The organism is Mangrovimonas sp. DI 80 (genome assembly GCF_001975575.1).
In the GTDB taxonomy this organism is placed as follows: Bacteria; Bacteroidota; Bacteroidia; order Flavobacteriales; family Flavobacteriaceae; genus Mangrovimonas_A; species Mangrovimonas_A xylaniphaga.
On record NZ_MSDT01000003.1, the window covers coordinates 273,307 to 290,672 of the forward strand.

The 17,366-nt window shown below is 37.0% G+C and carries 17 protein-coding genes; 16 read left to right on the forward strand and 1 reads right to left on the reverse strand.

Annotated elements, in window-relative coordinates; all coding sequences use genetic code 11:
• The first annotated feature begins 7 nt into the window (after positions 1–7).
• From metF to BKM32_RS07425, 3 genes are read left to right on the forward strand one after another with little or no spacing between them, the layout of a single operon-like run.
• Positions 8–961 (forward strand): methylenetetrahydrofolate reductase [NAD(P)H], encoded by a 954-nt coding sequence (gene metF / locus BKM32_RS07415; protein ID WP_076663254.1) that lies wholly within the window; start codon positions 8–10, stop codon positions 959–961.
• Between the two features lie 33 nt (positions 962–994).
• Entirely contained in the window at positions 995–2,089 is a 1,095-nt protein-coding gene (locus tag BKM32_RS07420) for an acyloxyacyl hydrolase (protein ID WP_076663255.1), read from the forward strand.
• Positions 2,090–2,091: 2 nt separating this feature from the next.
• Positions 2,092–2,838 (forward strand): head GIN domain-containing protein, encoded by a 747-nt coding sequence (locus BKM32_RS07425; protein ID WP_076663256.1) that lies wholly within the window; start codon positions 2,092–2,094, stop codon positions 2,836–2,838.
• A gap of 12 nt (positions 2,839–2,850) precedes the next feature.
• Here BKM32_RS07425 and gldA read toward each other — a convergent pair whose 3' ends face one another.
• Entirely contained in the window at positions 2,851–3,747 is an 897-nt protein-coding gene (gldA, locus tag BKM32_RS07430) for a gliding motility-associated ABC transporter ATP-binding subunit GldA (RefSeq protein ID WP_076663257.1), read from the reverse strand.
• A 285-nt stretch (positions 3,748–4,032) separates the two neighbouring features.
• Here gldA and BKM32_RS07435 point away from each other — a divergent pair, with 285 nt between their 5' ends.
• From BKM32_RS07435 to queA, 13 genes are all read left to right on the forward strand, one after another.
• The gene (locus BKM32_RS07435; RefSeq protein ID WP_076663258.1) at positions 4,033–4,860 is read left to right on the forward strand and encodes a prephenate dehydratase; all 828 of its coding nucleotides are present in this window, start codon (positions 4,033–4,035) and stop codon (positions 4,858–4,860) included.
• The gene (locus BKM32_RS07440; protein ID WP_076663259.1) at positions 4,857–6,002 is read left to right on the forward strand and encodes a pyridoxal phosphate-dependent aminotransferase; all 1,146 of its coding nucleotides are present in this window, start codon (positions 4,857–4,859) and stop codon (positions 6,000–6,002) included. Before BKM32_RS07435 ends, BKM32_RS07440 begins: the two co-directional genes overlap by 4 nt.
• A gap of 1 nt (position 6,003) precedes the next feature.
• On the forward strand, positions 6,004–6,855 hold the full coding sequence (locus BKM32_RS07445) for a prephenate dehydrogenase (RefSeq protein ID WP_076663260.1): 852 nt from the start codon (positions 6,004–6,006) through the stop codon (positions 6,853–6,855).
• Between the two features lie 11 nt (positions 6,856–6,866).
• Entirely contained in the window at positions 6,867–7,949 is a 1,083-nt protein-coding gene (locus BKM32_RS07450; protein WP_076663261.1) for a bifunctional 3-deoxy-7-phosphoheptulonate synthase/chorismate mutase type II, read from the forward strand.
• Between the two features lie 110 nt (positions 7,950–8,059).
• The gene (locus tag BKM32_RS07455; protein WP_083702127.1) at positions 8,060–8,554 is read left to right on the forward strand and encodes a T9SS type A sorting domain-containing protein; all 495 of its coding nucleotides are present in this window, start codon (positions 8,060–8,062) and stop codon (positions 8,552–8,554) included.
• A gap of 43 nt (positions 8,555–8,597) precedes the next feature.
• Positions 8,598–9,548, forward strand: a complete 951-nt coding sequence (rsgA, locus tag BKM32_RS07460) for a ribosome small subunit-dependent GTPase A (RefSeq protein ID WP_076663263.1) — start codon at positions 8,598–8,600, stop codon at positions 9,546–9,548.
• Between the two features lie 14 nt (positions 9,549–9,562).
• Entirely contained in the window at positions 9,563–10,015 is a 453-nt protein-coding gene (gene dtd / locus BKM32_RS07465; RefSeq protein ID WP_076663264.1) for a D-aminoacyl-tRNA deacylase, read from the forward strand.
• The gene (locus BKM32_RS07470) at positions 10,015–10,530 is read left to right on the forward strand and encodes a metal-dependent hydrolase (RefSeq protein WP_076663265.1); all 516 of its coding nucleotides are present in this window, start codon (positions 10,015–10,017) and stop codon (positions 10,528–10,530) included. The genes dtd and BKM32_RS07470 overlap by 1 nt, the downstream gene beginning before the upstream one ends.
• 162 nt (positions 10,531–10,692) lie before the next feature.
• On the forward strand, positions 10,693–12,495 hold the full coding sequence (locus BKM32_RS07475) for a DUF3857 domain-containing protein (protein WP_253187432.1): 1,803 nt from the start codon (positions 10,693–10,695) through the stop codon (positions 12,493–12,495).
• Positions 12,496–12,501: 6 nt separating this feature from the next.
• Positions 12,502–14,526 carry a DUF3857 domain-containing protein gene (locus BKM32_RS07480; RefSeq protein WP_076663267.1) on the forward strand — a complete coding sequence of 675 codons (2,025 nt, stop codon included), beginning with the start codon at positions 12,502–12,504 and terminating at the stop codon, positions 14,524–14,526.
• A complete protein-coding gene (locus BKM32_RS07485) occupies positions 14,526–14,852 on the forward strand; it encodes a nucleotide pyrophosphohydrolase (protein WP_076663268.1) in 327 nt (108 codons plus the stop codon). The genes BKM32_RS07480 and BKM32_RS07485 overlap by 1 nt, the downstream gene beginning before the upstream one ends.
• 33 nt (positions 14,853–14,885) lie before the next feature.
• Positions 14,886–16,109, forward strand: a complete 1,224-nt coding sequence (locus tag BKM32_RS07490) for a 3-phosphoshikimate 1-carboxyvinyltransferase (protein WP_076663269.1) — start codon at positions 14,886–14,888, stop codon at positions 16,107–16,109.
• A gap of 70 nt (positions 16,110–16,179) precedes the next feature.
• A complete protein-coding gene (queA, locus tag BKM32_RS07495) occupies positions 16,180–17,229 on the forward strand; it encodes a tRNA preQ1(34) S-adenosylmethionine ribosyltransferase-isomerase QueA (protein WP_053978452.1) in 1,050 nt (349 codons plus the stop codon).
• The last annotated feature ends 137 nt before the right edge of the window (positions 17,230–17,366 follow it).

A 17,366-nucleotide genomic window follows, 5' to 3' on the forward strand; every position in this document is an offset into this window, starting at 1 on the left:
AAATATTATGAAAGTAACAGATCATATCAAACAGGCCAAGGGCAAAACATTGTTTTCATTTGAAATCATACCTCCAAAAAAGGGGAGCAATATTCAGGAGCTATACAACAATATTGATCCTTTAATGGAGTTTAAACCGCCATTCATTGATGTCACTACATCTCGTGAAGAGTACGTGTATATTGATAGAAATGGTTTGTTGGATAGAAAGATTACAAGAATGCGTCCAGGAACGGTTGGAATCTGTGCATCGATAAAACATAAGTACAATGTCGATACGGTACCTCACGTACTCTGCGGTGGATTTACAAAGGAAGAAACAGAATATGTTTTGGTAGATTGTCATTATCTGGGGATTGAAAATGTCATGGCGTTACGTGGCGATGCCATGAGTCACCAAAAGTATTTTGAGCCTGCTAAAGGAGGTCATACTTATGCAAGTGAATTGGTAAAACAGATTCAGGATTTGAATGAGGGGAAATACCTTCATGATGTTATTGAAGCCGACGATAGAGCTGATTTTTGTATTGGTGTAGCTGGTTATCCAGAAAAACACATCGAAGCACCTTCACTTCAAACCGATTTGAAGCGTTTAAAGGAAAAGGTGGATGCCGGTGCGGATTATGTGGTGACACAAATGTTCTTCGATAACAAGCGTTATTTCGAATTTGTAAAAGCTGCAAAAGAAGCAGGCATTGATGTGCCAATCATTCCGGGAATCAAACCTATTGCCGTGAAGCGCCATTTACAATTGTTGCCACAGGTATTCAAAATTGATTTGCCGGAAGAGTTGATTTCGGCAGTCGAAAACAGTAAAGACAATAAGGCGGTACGTCAAGTTGGAATAGAATGGGCCATTCAACAATCCAAGGAATTATTGGAAGCAGGAGTGCCTGTGTTGCACTATTATTCTATGGGGAAAAGTGACAATATAAAGGCTATTGCAGAACATTTGTTTTAATTATTCTGCTATTTTTGCCCCAGAATCCAGCCTATGAAGTATCTATTTTCCTGCCTATTTTTTTTATGGATCGGAGTTCTTTTTTCTCAAGAAACTGAGTCCAAGTCTTCTACTGTGGAAGTCAATTATTTTAAAGGGAACATAGCGCTTCATAACAACAGCATTCTACATTTAATCAAGGGACATCCCGAGGGTTTTATTGTCAGTTGGAACAAGAAAACCTTTGGGTTCAATGATTGGGAACAGCGCTATAATTATCCAGATTATGGTGTGTCCTTTGCCTATCAAAATTTAAAGAATGATGTTTTGGGGAACAACTATTCCCTATATGCCCATTATAACTTCTACTTTTTTAAGCGTAATTTAATGTTGCGAATTGGTCAAGGATTGGCCTATACCACAAATCCTTATGATAAGTATGATAACTTTAAAAATGTGGCCTTTGGGTCGCATGTGTTGAGCAGTACTTATTTGATGCTGAATTACAAAAAAGAACGCATTTTTGATAGATTTGGAATTCAGGGAGGTTTGAGCTTGATTCATTATTCCAATGCCAATGTAAAGGCGCCCAATACTAGCGTGAATTCCATGACGTTAAATGTAGGGGTGGTTTACAGTTTGGAGGAAAGTGATCCTGAGTATATCGACGATTTAACAAAGGAGAAATTTACTGAACCCATTAAGTATAATTTGGTGTTTCGAACAGGAATCAATGAAAGCGACGTTATAGACAGTGGCAGGTTCCCGTTTTATGTGCTGTCTGCTTATGCCGATAAACGTTTAGGGCATAAAAGTGCTATTCAGTTAGGAGCTGATGCGTTTTTCTCAAAATTTCTAAAGGAATTGATTTACTACCAATCGGTAGCTTTTCCAGAGGAAAATGTTTCTGGGGATGAAGATTGGAAACGTGTGGGGATTTTTGCAGGTCACGAATTGTTCATCAATAAAATGTCGGTGGTAACCCAAGTAGGATACTATGTGTATTATCCTTTCGATTTTGAGGGGCGCACCTATTTTAGAGTGGGATTAAAGCGTTATTTTGGAGATAAAATATTTGCCGCTTTAACATTGAAGTCGCATGGAGCTAAAGCAGAAGCCGTTGAACTAGGAGTTGGAATTCGATTATAGGTATGAGAAAGTTAATTTACATTTTCGTTTTATTATTGATAGTTGCTTGCGACAGTGAAAATGCCAATGATTGTTTCCAAACTTCAGGAAGCATCATTCAGCAGGAGTTTGAAGTGTCCGAATTTGAACGGATTTTGGTGAATAGGGATATAGAAGTGATTCTGGCCGAAGGTGATTTTCAGGTTCTGGTTGAAACGGGAGAAAATCTTATCAACGATGTATCTGTAAAAGTAGTGGATGGAGAGTTGCAATTAGCCGACAATAATACTTGTAACTATGTGCGGGACTATGGTGTGACCAAGATTTATGTAACGGCACCAAATATTAAAACCATCAGAAGTTCTACCCAATACGATATTTCTTCGGAAGGGACCTTGAATTTTCCGATTCTTCAATTGCTGTCAGAAGATTACAATGCACCTGATAGTTTTACGACTGGAGATTTTAAGTTGGATGTCAATGCTTCTGAAGTGAAAATTGTAGCCAACAACATGGCGTCTTTCTACATAACAGGGCAAACCGAAAATTTATTCGTTGGTTTTTATGCTGGAGCAGGACGTTTTGAAGGTGAAGCCCTGATTGCGCAACATGTGGATATTTATCACCGCGGGAGCAATGATATGATTGTAAATCCGCAACAGTCACTATCAGGAAAAATTCTTGGTCCTGGAGATGTGATTTCTCTAAACGAACCTTCAGAGGTTACCTTGGAAACCCTGTATACTGGAAATTTGATTTTTCAGAACTAGAAGAGCATTCCTTTATTTATTGGTCAATTCCCTGAACAGACTTTCCAAACTTTCATTCTTTTGGTTCAGTTGAAGGATTTTGAGTTCATTGTCATGGGCAAAATCAAACACATGAGAACGCATGTCCTTCGTTGTGGAAAACGTGATTTCATACACAAAATCATGAACATTAACTACCGATTTCACATGAGGCAATTTTTGTAAAAAGGCTTCTTCCACGCGATAATCAAATTCAACAATCACGGTTTGGTCTTTCCCTTCCCTAAGTTCAGAAAGGCGTTTGTCTGCTACAATTTCACCCTTGTTGATAATGATTACTCGGTCGCACATAGCTTCCACTTCTTGCATGATATGCGTAGATAGAAACACGGTTTTTTCCTTTCCAACATTTTTAATCAATTGCCTGATGTCTACCAATTGGTTGGGATCCAATCCTGTGGTAGGTTCGTCCAAAATCAACACATCTGGGTTGTGAAGGAGTGCATTTGCCAATCCAACACGTTGGCGATATCCCTTTGAGAGCTGACCGATTTTTTTGTGGGCTTCGGGTGTCAATCCTGTAAGTTCAATCACTTCAGCGATTCTTTCTTTACCCACATTATAGACACCCGCATTAAAATGGAGGTATTCCTTTACATACATTTCCAGATAAAGCGGATTGTGTTCTGGTAAATAGCCAACATGTTTCTGTACCTCTTTAGACGCGGAGTTCACATCAAAATCACACACTTTAGCTTCCCCGCTGCTGGCTTCGATATAAGTGGTCAAGATTTTCATCATGGTTGATTTTCCAGCACCATTGGGCCCTAAAAAACCAACAATTTCACCTTTTTTCACTTGAAAAGAAACATCGTTCAGGGCCTTTTGCGTACCATAAACCTTGGATATGTGGGCAACTGCTATTGACATATAGAGAATTGTTTGTCCAAAAATAGTAATTATATAGTTTAAACCTTCTATGGAAGTAAATTCGTGAAAAAAAATGGAAATGAATAAAAAAATAGAGGCGAGTACTTTGATTTGTGGAAATATTAATTACTTTAGCAATTCGTAAATACAATGAACACAAATAATTATACATATTTTAACTGGTTTTATTTCTTTTTTAGCAAAAGGAACGAGACTCTGTATGTATAATTTATAGCCATAAATTTAATATATAAGTCTCGATGAAAATCGGGACTTTTTTTTTACATGATAAAGTCAGTTGCAATACAGGGAATAAAAGGCTCTTTTCATCATATTGTCTGCCAACAATATTTTGATGATGATGTCATCATTGATGAATGTTTGTCTTTTGATAAAGCGGTAAACAGTTTGCTTACCGGTAAAAGTGATGCGGTAATTATGGCCATAGAAAACTCCATTGCGGGTTCTATTATTCCTAATTACGCTTTGATTGATACCCACAACTTACATGTTATTGGAGAGCATTATTTAGATATTCAGCATCATTTAATGGCCCTGCCAAATCAGTCCATCGAGGAGATTCACGAAGTGTATTCACATCCTATGGCCTTGCTGCAGTGTAAGGAGTTTTTTAAAAAACATCCGCACATCAAGTTGATTGAAGACAAGGATACGGCAGAGGTAGCTGAGCGAATCAAAACCAAGGGGCTTAAAAATGTGGCGGCCATTGCCAGTAGGTTGGCGGCGGAATTATTCGAGCTTCAAATCTTGGGGGAAAGTATCCAAACGATCGCTCATAACGAGACCCGTTTTGTGATTGTGAAAAAGCAAAATTCTGAAATTCCGAAAGAGGAAATCAATAAAGCGTCTTTAAAGTTTGAATTGGACCATAAACGTGGTAGCTTAGCTACAGTGCTTAATGTGATGAGCGATTGTAAATTGAACTTAACCAAAATACAGTCCTTGCCAAAAATAGAGACGCCATGGAAGTATGCCTTTTTTGTAGATGTCACTTTTGAAGCTTATGCCGATTATGACAAGGCGAAGTCTATTTTAAAAATCATGTCTCAGGACCTAAAAATATTGGGCGAATATAAAAACGCTAAACTATGATTACAGTAGCTGACAGGTTACATACAGTGGAGGAATATTATTTCTCGAAAAAACTGAAGGAAGTGGCATTGCTAAAGGCACATGGCAAGCCTATTATCAATTTAGGCATTGGAAGTCCAGATTTGGAGCCGCCCATGAAAGTGTTGGCAGCTATTACAGATAGTCTGTCTGATCCTTCGGCGCATAAATATCAAAGCTACTATGGTTTGCCAGAGCTGCGGGAAGCCATTACGGTGTTTTACCGAGAGAGGTTTGAAGTGGCTTTAAGCCCGACAACGGAAGTGTTGCCGCTCATGGGAAGTAAGGAAGGAATCATGCATATTTCCATGGCTTTTTTAAATGAAGGCGATGAGGTGTTGATTCCCAATCCGGGATATCCAACCTATACGTCGGTAACCAAATTGGTAGGTGCTGTGCCTGTGTTCTACGATTTAAATGAAGACAGTAAATGGTTGCCGGACTTAATTGAGTTGGAAAAAAGGGATTTGAGTAAGGTGAAGTTGATGTGGCTAAGCTATCCGCACATGCCAACTGGAGCTGTAGCGCCAAACAAGTTTTATGATGATGTGATTGCTTTTGCCAAACGCAACAACATTTTATTGGTGAATGACAATCCGTATAGTTTTATTTTGAATGAACATCCTAGAAGTATCTTGAAATACAAAGGCGCGAAGGATTGCTGTTTGGAATTGAATTCATTGAGCAAGACCTTTAACATGGCCGGTTGGCGTGTGGGAATGGTTTTGGGAAAATCAGATTACATTAATGCCATTGTTAAGGTGAAAAGCAATATGGATTCTGGCATGTTTTACGGCATTCAGAAAGGTGCCATTGAAGCCTTAAAATGTTCTGAAATGTGGTATGTAAGCCTTAATAGTGTTTACGAAAAACGTCGAGAGTTGGTTTGGAAATTGGCAGAAGCCCTTAACTGTACATTTGATAGAACTGCCACAGGAATGTTCGTTTGGGCAAAGTTGCCCGATTTTGTAAAGGCCGAAGAATTTATAGATGTATTGTTGAAGAACAATTCCATTTTTATTGCCCCAGGCACTGTTTTTGGAACCAATGGAGAAGGCTATATTCGGTTTTCATTGTGTGCCTCGATTGAAGATATAGAAGAAGCGATAGCTAGAGTTAAGTAGTATGAAAAATATTTACATCATAGGAATTGGATTGATTGGCGGAAGCATTGCCAAAGATATTAAGCGTTTGACCCCGGACTCAGTGATTTATGGTATTGACCATAATCCAAAACATTTGGGCCAGGCCAAGGAATTGGGAATTATAGATGAAAAGTCCACTTTGGAAACATTATCCCAAGCAGATATTGTTATAGTGACTGTGCCTGTGGATGCGACCGTAAAACTTTTGCCTGAAGTCTTAGATTTGGTACATGACGATGCCTTGGTAATTGACGCCGGTTCCACCAAGAATGACATTTGTAAAGTGGTGGAAAATCATCCAAAACGAAGAAATTTTTTGGCCACCCATCCCATTGCGGGAACCGAGTTTTCTGGGCCTTCGGCTGCTATTGAAGGGTTGTTTGTTGGGAAAACCAATATTATTTGTGAGGTGGAAAAAACGGCCTTCAAACTACAGGAGTTGGCATTAAATATTTTCAAAATTATGGGCATGAGGATTCGGTATATGAATCCAGAGGCGCACGACAAACACATTGCCTATGTATCGCATTTGTCGCATATCAGTTCTTTTATGTTGGGGAAAACTGTGATTGAAAAGGAAAAAAATGAGCGTGATATTTTTGACTTGGCGGGAAGTGGATTCGAGAGTACGGTGCGTTTGGCTAAAAGTTCACCAGAAATGTGGACTCCAATTTTTAAGCAGAACAAAGTCAATGTCATTGAAACTTTGGAAGAGTATATAGACAACCTCACAAGATTCAAGGAGTTTATGAAGGCAGATGAGTTTGATGAAATTTACAATGAAATGAAAAGTACCAATCATATTAAAGACATATTAAAAGGAATCGTTTAAAACAAAGCATTATGGAAAACAAGAAAGAACTTAGATCGTGGTTAGACAACTTCGGATTGGAGCATCCGTTGGTAATTGCAGGGCCATGTAGTGCGGAAACAGAGGAGCAGTTGTTGAAAATTGCACATGAATTAAAAGATAGTGATGCTACGGTATTGCGAGCAGGCATTTGGAAGCCAAGAACAAGACCTGGCAACTTTGAAGGTGTGGGAGCTTTAGGGCTTAAATGGTTGCAAAAGGCAAAACAAGAAACAGGAATGTTAACCACCACCGAGGTTGCCAATGCCCATCACGTTGATTTGGCCTTGGAGCATGATGTAGACATTTTATGGATTGGCGCCAGAACGACGGTGAGCCCGTTTATAGTTCAGGATATTGCCGATGCCCTTAAGGGAACGGATAAAACGGTGTTGGTAAAAAACCCCGTAAACCCAGACTTGTCCCTGTGGTTGGGGGCTGTTGAACGATTCTATACGGCCGATATTAAAAACTTAGGGGTAATCCACAGAGGATTTTCAACCTATGAAAAGACAAATTATAGAAACAACCCTGAATGGCAAATTGCTGTTGATTTGCAAAACCGTTTTCCAGATTTGCCACTTATTTTAGATCCGTCACATATTGCAGGAAGGCGAGACATCATTTTTGATCTTTGCCAGACTGCCTTGGATTTAAATTATGATGGTTTGATGATAGAAACCCATTACGATCCAGATAATGCATGGAGCGATGCCGCGCAACAAATCACACCAAAGACCTTGATTCAGATTACCAAAGATTTGAAGATAAGAAAGGAGTTTGACGATGCTGCTGAGTTCAATAATAAAATCAACATGATGCGAACGCAAATAGACCTTATTGACCATCAACTGATTGAAATTTTGGGTAAGCGTATGAAGATTGCCGATGATATTGGGGCGCTTAAGAAGTCTAAAAACGTAGCTGTATTACAGTCTAAACGATGGAATGAGATTTTAGGTAAAATGATTCTTCAAGGTGAGGAGAAAAATTTAAGCGAGGAATTTATTTTGCGAGTATTTAAAGCCATTCACCAAGAGTCCATTAACCATCAAGAGAAGATTATAAATTCATAAACCGATGGTATCAATAAGTTTACTCATTCAAACGATGAGTTAACTCATTTTAGATTTTAGGATTCCTTCTATAAAAGTAGGTTTGTTTCATAACTTTTAAAATATGAATTATGAAACAGATGCTACTTTTTTTAGTTTTAATGACTTGGTCATTTTGCTCGTTTGCTCAATCAGAAGAAAAGGTTTCAGAAGAAATTGAGGTTTCCATGGTAATGTTGGATACAGTTGTATTGAATTGTTACAGTTATACTAGAACTTGTCGTACATATACATGTGGTAGTTGTGTTGTGAAGATTGAGGAGGGATCTCAAGAAGAAAGTCAGGAAGGACTAGAAATTGAAACCTCAGAGTTGGCTGTGAAGCAAAATGTACTTTATCCTAATCCTTCGTCAACTGGAATTTTTAATATAAAGTTGGCCAAGGATTATGAAACACTCGAGATGCATGTTTATGCAATTACAGGGCAAAAAGTCCTTTCCCAAAATTTGAAAAGACTAACTGAAAATATCAGTCTTGATTTGTCACGTTTTCCATCTGGTGTATACCTCGTAAACTTGGTTGGTGATGGAGAAAAGTTACCTGTTAAAAAAGCGGTTTTTCACTGAGTAAATTCAATAAATTCCTTAATTTGTCGCCTCAATTTTATGGATGACAGGAATCGTATATAAATCTACAGGAAGTTGGTACACCGTTAAAACAGAGCTCGGTGCATCCTATCAATGTAGGATGAAGGGGAAGTTTAGAATTAAGGGAATTAAGAGTACCAACCCCATTGCCGTGGGTGATGTGGTGGACTTTGAATTGGAGACCAACAATGATGAAACTACTGGGGTTATTCATCATATCAAGGATCGCAAAAACTATATTGTTAGGAAATCGGTAAACCTTTCAAAACAAACACACGTAATTGCCGCCAATATTGATGTGGTATTCTTGTTAGTGACCATTGATAATCCGCCAACTTTCACAACTTTTATCGATCGCTTTTTGGTGACTGCCGAAGCATATTCGGTACCTACGGTTCTTCTGTTCAATAAAATTGATACTTACGATGAAGATACATTGAACGAGGTGCGGTATTTGGCCCATGTGTACAGAAAAATTGGGTACGAATGTATTGGTATTTCGGCAGCGACTGGGAAAAATATCGATAAGGTAAAGTCATTAATGAAGGACAAAGTATGTATGTTTGCAGGCCATTCTGGAGTGGGGAAATCTACTTTGGTAAATGCCATTGAGCCAACTTTGGATTTAAAGACCAAGGAAATTTCCATGCAGCACATGCAGGGACAGCATACCACAACTTTTGCCGAAATGTTCGATTTGGAGTTTGGGGCAAAAATCATCGATACTCCAGGAATCAAAGGGTTTGGAGTGGTAGATATGGACAAAGAAGAAGTGGGAGACTATTTTCCTGAGTTTTTTGAACTGAAGCAACACTGCAAATTCAATAATTGTATCCATGTGGATGAGCCAAAGTGCGCCGTTAAGGAGGCTTTGGAAAATGATGAAATTGCCTATTCACGATATAGAAGTTACCTTCAAATTTTGGAAGGCGAAGACGAATCTTACCGTACCGATAATTACTCCAAAGAATAATATTTTACACTACAATGAAAGCAGTCATTCAAAGAGTATCGCAATCTAGTGTAACTATTGAAGGTGAGCAAGTAGCCAATATTAATACAGGCCTTTTGATATTATTGGGAATTGTGGATGAGGATACTCAAGAGGACATAGACTGGCTTTCCAAGAAGATTGCCAACCTTCGAATTTTTCCAGATGAGAATGAGGTGATGAACAAATCTTTGATTGATGTAAATGGGGATGCCATTGTTGTGAGCCAGTTTACTTTGCATGCCAGTACAAAAAAGGGAAACCGTCCTAGTTATATTAATGCTGCGAAACCAGATATTGCCATTCCATTGTACGAATCTTTTGTGTCTAAATTTGAAGCCGATTTAGGTAAAACCGTTGGAACGGGAGAGTTTGGTGCCGATATGAAAGTTGCCTTGGTAAATGATGGTCCTGTAACCATTATTATCGATACAAAAGATAAAGTGTAATGGCTTCACTATTTGGTCATGGAATGCTAGCCTTTACTATTGGTAAAGTTGCCTCCAAAAAAGTGTCAAAATCTTTAATATTTCTAGCAGTTTTGTCAGCCATAATTCCAGACGCTGATGTGTTGGGATTTATGTTTGGGGTTCCATATGAGTCACCTTGGGGACATCGTGGTTTTACACATTCCATTGTGTTTGCAGTTATTTGGACCTTGTTTCTAACCTTGGCTTTTGGTAAAAAGCAGAAGCCTCTTTATGCCATTGTAATTTTATTGAGCACTTTGTCCCATGGTCTTTTGGATGCTTTAACTACTGGCGGCAAAGGTGTGGGCTTTTTTATCCCATTCAACAATCATCGATATTTTTTTCCTTGGAAGGTTATCAAAGTGTCACCAATTGGTGTGGAACGCTTTTTTTCAGAATGGGGTGCTAAAGTAATAATGAGCGAGTTGCTTTACATTTTTGCGCCGTGTTTTATTGTTTTGATGTTCAATTGGTTAAAGAGTAAACGGGCGTAATCTTTATAGATTTCTCCTTTAATTTGGAGAATTTTATTAGATTTAAAGACCAAAAACCAACCCATGACTACCAAAATATTATCCTTTTTAGGGGTGTTCTTCATTGCCTCTATAGTATATTCTCAAGAAGAACTTTATTCTGCCGCGACTATTCCCTCGGAATTGAAATCTAAGGCTAATGCTGTTGTAAGATATAATGATCAAAAAATTGAAATTAAAGCCTATAATGAAATTTTGGTTACTCAAAAAAGAATTGTGACGGTTTTAAGTAAAGCAGGGAATTCTGATATTGATGCTGTATTTCATTATGGAAGGGGGATTGATATTAAAAATTTGGAAGTGAAGATTTTTGATGCTTATGGAAAAGAGTTGAAAAAAATTAAGGAGAAGGATTTTCAGGATGTAAGTGCTGTTAGTGGAGGGACTTTGTATTCCGATAGTCGGGTTAAGTATTTGGACTACACTCCTATAAGTTATCCCTATACGGTACTGTTGGATGCTGAAATAGAATATAATTCCACGGCATTTTTGCCTGGTTGGAGACCCATTGAAGGTTTTTATGTAAGTACGGAAAATAGCGAGTATGAAATTATAAATTCTTCTGAAGTTGAAGTTAAAATTAAGACTCAAAATTTTGAAAACTATAATATTACAAAGCTCAATAATTTTCATTACAAAGCAAATGATTTAAGCTCATTAAAGCCAGAAGCTTATAGTCCTCCTTTTAAAACCTATGCCCCTGTTTTAAAGGCAGCTTTAGTTGAGTTTGATATGGTTGGGGTGAAAGGTGTTAATAATAATTGGTCAGATTTTGGTAAATGGATGTTTGAGGACTTATTAAATGGAACTGATCAATTGCCAGATCAAGTAAAACAAGAGATAAAAGAATTGACAAAAGATAGTTCAAATGATTTGGAAAAGGCAAAAATCGTCTATAAGTATGTGCAAGATAAAACTCGCTATATAAGTGTACAGGTTGGTATTGGTGGTTGGAAGCCTATGTTGGCAACCGATGTTGATCGCTTGGGCTATGGAGATTGTAAAGGCTTGTCTAATTACACCTATGCTTTGCTGAAAGAGGTAGGAGTTGATGCTAATTATGCCGTTATTTATGGGGGGAGAAATATAAGAAGTATAGATAAAGAATTTTCTTCTACACAAGGAAATCATGTAGTGTTATATTTACCAAATCATGAGAATGGAGTATGGTTGGAATGTACTAGTCAAACAAATCCTTTTGGTTTTATTGCAGGTTTTACAGATGATAGAGATGCTTTGATTGTGACACCTGAAGGAGGTGAAATAATCCACACAACGACATATCCTAAAGAGAAAAGCACTCAGGTTACTAAAGCTAGAGTAAAACTGCTTAATGATGGATCTTTAAATGGGGAAGTAACCATTAAAACCCAAGGATATCAGTATGCTCTGCATGAGGGGATTCAGAATGAAGAACCCAGGAATCAGGACTTACATTTTAAAAACTATTGGGATTATGTCAATAATTTATCAATAACCGAAATGGAGTTTGAGAATGAAAAAGATAGTATTCTATTTACTGAAAATATTAAGGTTTCCGCACAGAATTATGCCTCAAAAACAGGAAACCTTTTATTGGTTAGTCCTAATATATTCAATAGGGAAACTCACATACCTACACGATATAGAAATAGAACTTTAGATTTTGAAATTGAAAGGGGCTTTGTTGATACTGATGAGTTTATAATTGAAATTGACGAATCCCTAAGTTTTGATGCTTTACCAGATGCGGTAAGCATTGATACTAAGTATGGTTTCTATCAATTTTCAATAATGGTGCTTAATGAGCATGAAATACTTTACAAGCGGACTTATAGCCTAAATAAAGGAAATTATCCTAAAGAAGAATATGCCAGATTTAGAGACTTTGTGGCCTCTGTGGCAAAAAATGATAAAGCTAAACTGGCATTAACTTTAAAACTCTAAAAAGTAATGAAAAAGGTTCTTACAACATTATTGATTTTGTTCTTGGGCTATGTGCAATATGCTCAAGATTATGATTTTGGGAAAGTTTCAAAACAGGAACTGGAAGGGGAAATCTGCCCCCAAGACTCTTCAGCTAATGCTGTAGTGTTATATAAGAATGAAAAAATAAGTTTTGAGTATATTCAAGGAGAAGGATTTATGCAGAATAGGGAAGTTCATGAACGTATTAAAATCTATAATAAAGAGGGTTTTCATTGGGCAACAAAAAAGATTAGACTGTATAATAGCTCAGCATCAAATTCAGAAAATTTATCTTCTTTAAAGGGGTATACTTTCAACCTTATTGATGGTAAGATAGAAAAAGAGAAGTTGAAAAAGGAGAGTATATTTGAAGAGGAGGCCAATAAGTATTGGAAGTTTGAGTCTTTTACGATGCCAAATGTAAAAGATGGCTGTGTAATAGAATATGCCTACCGAATTAAATCACCTTATTTGCAAATTGATGATATTAATTTTCAGTATACCATTCCAATTTTAAAGTCTGATTTAAAGATAAGTACTCCAGAATATTATATTTATAATAAATTACTCAACCCTAAATCTAGTTACATTCCAAAACTCAATTTAACAAAAGAACATAATAGTTTTACTATCAATAGTAAGGCAAGATCAACTACGGGGGGATTGACTGCGACTAAAACTGAGTTTAGTCAATCTAAGACTGACTATATGGATAACGTTATAACCATAAATGAGGTAAATATTCCTGCATTAAAAGATGAACCATTGGTTGGTAATATAGATAATTACAGGGCAAAACTAATTTTGGAATTAACGGCTATTAAATATCCTAATAAACCTTTGGAGTCTTTTTCTTCTAGTTGGGAGAAAGTAACCAAAACGATTTATGATAGTGATGAGTTTGGTATTCAGTTGGATAAAACAGGGTATTATGAAGAGGATCTTGAGAACCTAATTGCAGGAGAGACTAATGTTTCAAATAAGATAACCTTAATTTATAATCATGTAAAATCAAAAGTGAAGTGGAATGGGTATTATGGGTATCGAATAGATAATGGCGTACGTAAAGCTTATAAAGAGGGAACAGGTAATGTTGGAGATATAAATTTAATATTGGTATCTATGCTTAGAAGTGCAGGTGTTAAAGCAAATCCTGTTTTGATAAGTACTAAAAATAATGGAATACCTCTTTTTCCAACTAGAGACGGCTTTAACTATGTTATTTGCATGATAGAAGATGTGAATTTTAATGTTTTATTGGATGCTACAAATGACTATAGTACCGTAGATATATTGCCAACAAGAGCTTTGAATTGGCAAGGAAGAGTGATTAGGGAAAATGGAAGTTCGGCATGGATTGATTTACAACCTAAGGTTAAATCAGAGGAGACAGTGCTTTTAAACATTGCAATTAATACTGATTTAACGGTTGGAGGGAAAGTGCGTGAAAATTATACAAATTATATGGCTATGCAGCATCGAAATAGATATGCCAATATAAGTCCTGATGATTTGATTAAGATATTCGAAAAAAACAAAGGTGAGATTGTTATCGAAAATCTAGAAATTAATAATGCTAAAGATGTTGAGAAACCACTGCAAATTACCTATGAATTTCAATCGAATGATGCAGTTGAAGAAATAGCAGGGAAACTTTATTTTGCACCAATGTTATTTTTGGCAACATCTGAAAATCCTTTTAAACAAATTAAGAGGAATTACCCTATAACCATGGATTTTCCAGTTTCAACAAAGTATATGGTAAATGTTATGATCCCTGAAGGGTATGAGGTTGAAACACTTCCGGAAAGCAGTGCTGTAGATTTTAATAATGGAGGAGCAAAATTAACTTATGTCGTAAAGAAAAGTGGTAAATATCTTCAATTACTTGTAAATCTTGATTTAAATACTACTTTAGTGCTTCCAGAAGATTATGAGTATTTTAAAGGCTTTTTTAAATCTAGTATAGAAAAGCATAATGAAAAGGTAGTACTTAAAAAAATAATATAATGAATATTGAAAATGCCCAAAAGGTAGTTGATGATTGGATCCAAGAGCACGGGGTAAGATATTTTAATGAGCTGACCAATATGGCGCAGCTTACAGAGGAAGTTGGGGAAGTGGCCCGTATTATTGCCAGACGCTATGGGGAGCAGAGTGAAAAGGAAAGTGACAAGGATAAGGATTTGGGGGAAGAGTTGGCAGATGTAGTATTTGTGGTGTTGTGTTTAGCCAATCAAACAGGTATTGACTTGCAGGCGGCATTCGATAAAAAAATGGACAAAAAAACCAAACGCGATCACGATAGGCACCATAATAATGAAAAATTAAAGTAAATTGCTCAAATAAGTAATTTACAAATCATTGCTATGAATATCCAACTCCGTAAATCGGTTGTTGAACAAACGTCGAGTGTTACCATTACCGGGTCTAAGAGCGAATCCAATAGGCTGCTGTTATTGCAGGCCTTATTTCCCGAAATATCAATAGAAAATTTATCGGAATCTGATGATTCCAAGGTGATGCAAAAAGCCTTGGAATCTCATTCCAATCTCATCGATATCCATCATGCTGGTACAGCTATGCGCTTTCTTTCGGCCTATTTTGCCACTAAAGAAGGAAGTGACGTTGTGTTAACGGGGTCGGCAAGAATGAAGGAGCGGCCCATTCAGGTGTTGGTAGATGCTTTGAATATCTTAGGTGCTGATATTACTTATTTGGAAACAGAAGGTTGCCCTCCTTTAAAAATCAAAGGACAAAAGTTAACCAAATCCAAAGTGAATTTAAAGGCCAATGTGAGCAGTCAATATATTTCAGCCTTGTTACTTATAGCACCAAAATTGAAAAATGGTTTGGAGTTGACATTAGAAGGTACGATTACTTCGGTGCCTTACATCAAAATGACTTTGGATTTACTAAATCAAATTGGAGTTGATACCAAATTTGAAGGAAACCTTATTTCTGTCGCTCCTAAAAAAATACCATTAAAAACAACAAAGTTGACAGTAGAATCCGATTGGTCTTCGGCGTCATATTTTTATAGTATTGTTGCTTTGAGTGCCATTGGTACAGAAATCAAGTTGTCTTCCTATAAAGAACATTCGCTACAAGGGGATTCCGTACTCGCTGAGATTTATTCGCAATTTGGAGTGACTACTACTTATGACGAAAACCAGATTATTCTAAGAAAAGAATCTCAAAATCTTGAACCAAAGCAATTCAATCTAGTCAATGCGCCCGATATAGCACAAACTATTGCCGTAACCTGTTTAGGTTTGGGAATTGGGTGTGAGCTAACGGGACTTCACACCTTAAAAATTAAGGAAACCGATCGGTTGGTGGCACTTAAAAAAGAAATGGAGAAATTTGGGGCAGAGGTGCACATCACTAATGATTCCTTAAAATTGTTTCCAGTGTCAAATTTAAAATCAAATCCTACAGTGGCTACTTATAATGATCATAGAATGGCTATGGCTTTTGCGCCTTTAGCTCTTAAAACGGAGCTGCAGGTTGAAGATGCTATGGTGGTTTCAAAATCCTTTCCAACGTTTTGGGAGGACTTGGCGGCTATTGGATTTCAAATAAACCAATAATAATCTGCCATTTACTTGACAACCCCTATCTTGAGATTGTATATTTGCCACTTCCCATAAAATATAACAAATGAAATTATCAAATTTTAACTTTAAACTTCCAGACGAATTATTGGCAGACCGTCCTTCGGACATTAGAGACGAAGCGCGATTGATGGTTTTGAACAGAAAAGAGCAAACCATCGAGCACAAATTGTTTAAGGATGTTATTGATTACTTCGATGAAGGAGATGTAATGATCCTTAACAATACCAAAGTGTTCCCTGCAAGATTGTATGGAAATAAAGAAAAAACAGGAGCAAGAATTGAAGTATTCCTTTTAAGGGAATTGAATGAAGAGCAACGTCTTTGGGATGTTTTGGTAGATCCTGCAAGAAAAATAAGAATTGGTAACAAGCTGTATTTTGGTGATGACGAAACGTTAGTAGCAGAAGTTATTGATAACACCACTTCAAGAGGAAGAACTTTGCGTTTTCTTTATGATGGATCATATGCCGAATTTAGAAACAAGCTAACCGAATTGGGAGAAACACCACTTCCTAAATACATTAAAAGAGACGTGGAGCCTGAAGATGAAGAGCGTTACCAAACCATTTTTGCGAAAAATGAAGGTGCCGTGGCAGCTCCAACTGCCGGATTGCACTTCTCTAAGCACTTATTAAAGCGTTTGGAAATTAAAGGTATAGAATTGCCGGAAATTACACTTCACGTTGGTTTGGGAACTTTTAATCCAGTTGAGGTTGAAGATTTGTCTAAACACAAAATGGACAGTGAAGAGGTCATTATCGATAAGGCGGCCGTTGATGTAATCAACAAAGGTATTATGAACAAGAGACGCGTTTGTGCAGTTGGAACAACCTCTATGAGAGCTATTGAAAGTTCCGTGTCTTCCAATGGTACCTTGAATGAGTTCGCTGGATGGACCAATAAATTTATTTTCCCTCCATACGATTTCAGCATTGCCAACTGTATGATTACGAACTTCCACACGCCAAAATCTACCTTATTGATGATGGTGTCTGCCTTTGCTGGTCACGATTTCATCAAAAGAGCTTATGAAGAAGCGGTAAAAGAAGAATACAAGTTCTATACTTATGGAGATGCTATGTTGATTTTGTAATCAAAAAAGTAAATCCAAATAATATAATACGAATAAAGCCTTGTAATTTACAAGGCTTTATTTTTTGGGAAATCCTAAGAATTCTATAAAACTAAATCGAAAAATCGTAAATCGATATTCCTTTCACTATTTTTGCA

Coding starts and splice junctions, on each gene's coding strand:
- metF (WP_076663254.1), top strand. CDS start 8: ATGAAAGTAACAGATCATATCAAACAGGCCAAGGGCAAAACATTGTTT.
- BKM32_RS07420 (WP_076663255.1), top strand. CDS start 995: ATGAAGTATCTATTTTCCTGCCTATTTTTTTTATGGATCGGAGTTCTT.
- BKM32_RS07425 (WP_076663256.1), top strand. CDS start 2,092: ATGAGAAAGTTAATTTACATTTTCGTTTTATTATTGATAGTTGCTTGC.
- gldA (WP_076663257.1), bottom strand. CDS start 3,747: ATGTCAATAGCAGTTGCCCACATATCCAAGGTTTATGGTACGCAAAAG.
- BKM32_RS07435 (WP_076663258.1), top strand. CDS start 4,033: ATGATAAAGTCAGTTGCAATACAGGGAATAAAAGGCTCTTTTCATCAT.
- BKM32_RS07440 (WP_076663259.1), top strand. CDS start 4,857: ATGATTACAGTAGCTGACAGGTTACATACAGTGGAGGAATATTATTTC.
- BKM32_RS07445 (WP_076663260.1), top strand. CDS start 6,004: ATGAAAAATATTTACATCATAGGAATTGGATTGATTGGCGGAAGCATT.
- BKM32_RS07450 (WP_076663261.1), top strand. CDS start 6,867: ATGGAAAACAAGAAAGAACTTAGATCGTGGTTAGACAACTTCGGATTG.
- BKM32_RS07455 (WP_083702127.1), top strand. CDS start 8,060: ATGAAACAGATGCTACTTTTTTTAGTTTTAATGACTTGGTCATTTTGC.
- rsgA (WP_076663263.1), top strand. CDS start 8,598: ATGACAGGAATCGTATATAAATCTACAGGAAGTTGGTACACCGTTAAA.
- dtd (WP_076663264.1), top strand. CDS start 9,563: ATGAAAGCAGTCATTCAAAGAGTATCGCAATCTAGTGTAACTATTGAA.
- BKM32_RS07470 (WP_076663265.1), top strand. CDS start 10,015: ATGGCTTCACTATTTGGTCATGGAATGCTAGCCTTTACTATTGGTAAA.
- BKM32_RS07480 (WP_076663267.1), top strand. CDS start 12,502: ATGAAAAAGGTTCTTACAACATTATTGATTTTGTTCTTGGGCTATGTG.
- BKM32_RS07485 (WP_076663268.1), top strand. CDS start 14,526: ATGAATATTGAAAATGCCCAAAAGGTAGTTGATGATTGGATCCAAGAG.
- BKM32_RS07490 (WP_076663269.1), top strand. CDS start 14,886: ATGAATATCCAACTCCGTAAATCGGTTGTTGAACAAACGTCGAGTGTT.
- queA (WP_053978452.1), top strand. CDS start 16,180: ATGAAATTATCAAATTTTAACTTTAAACTTCCAGACGAATTATTGGCA.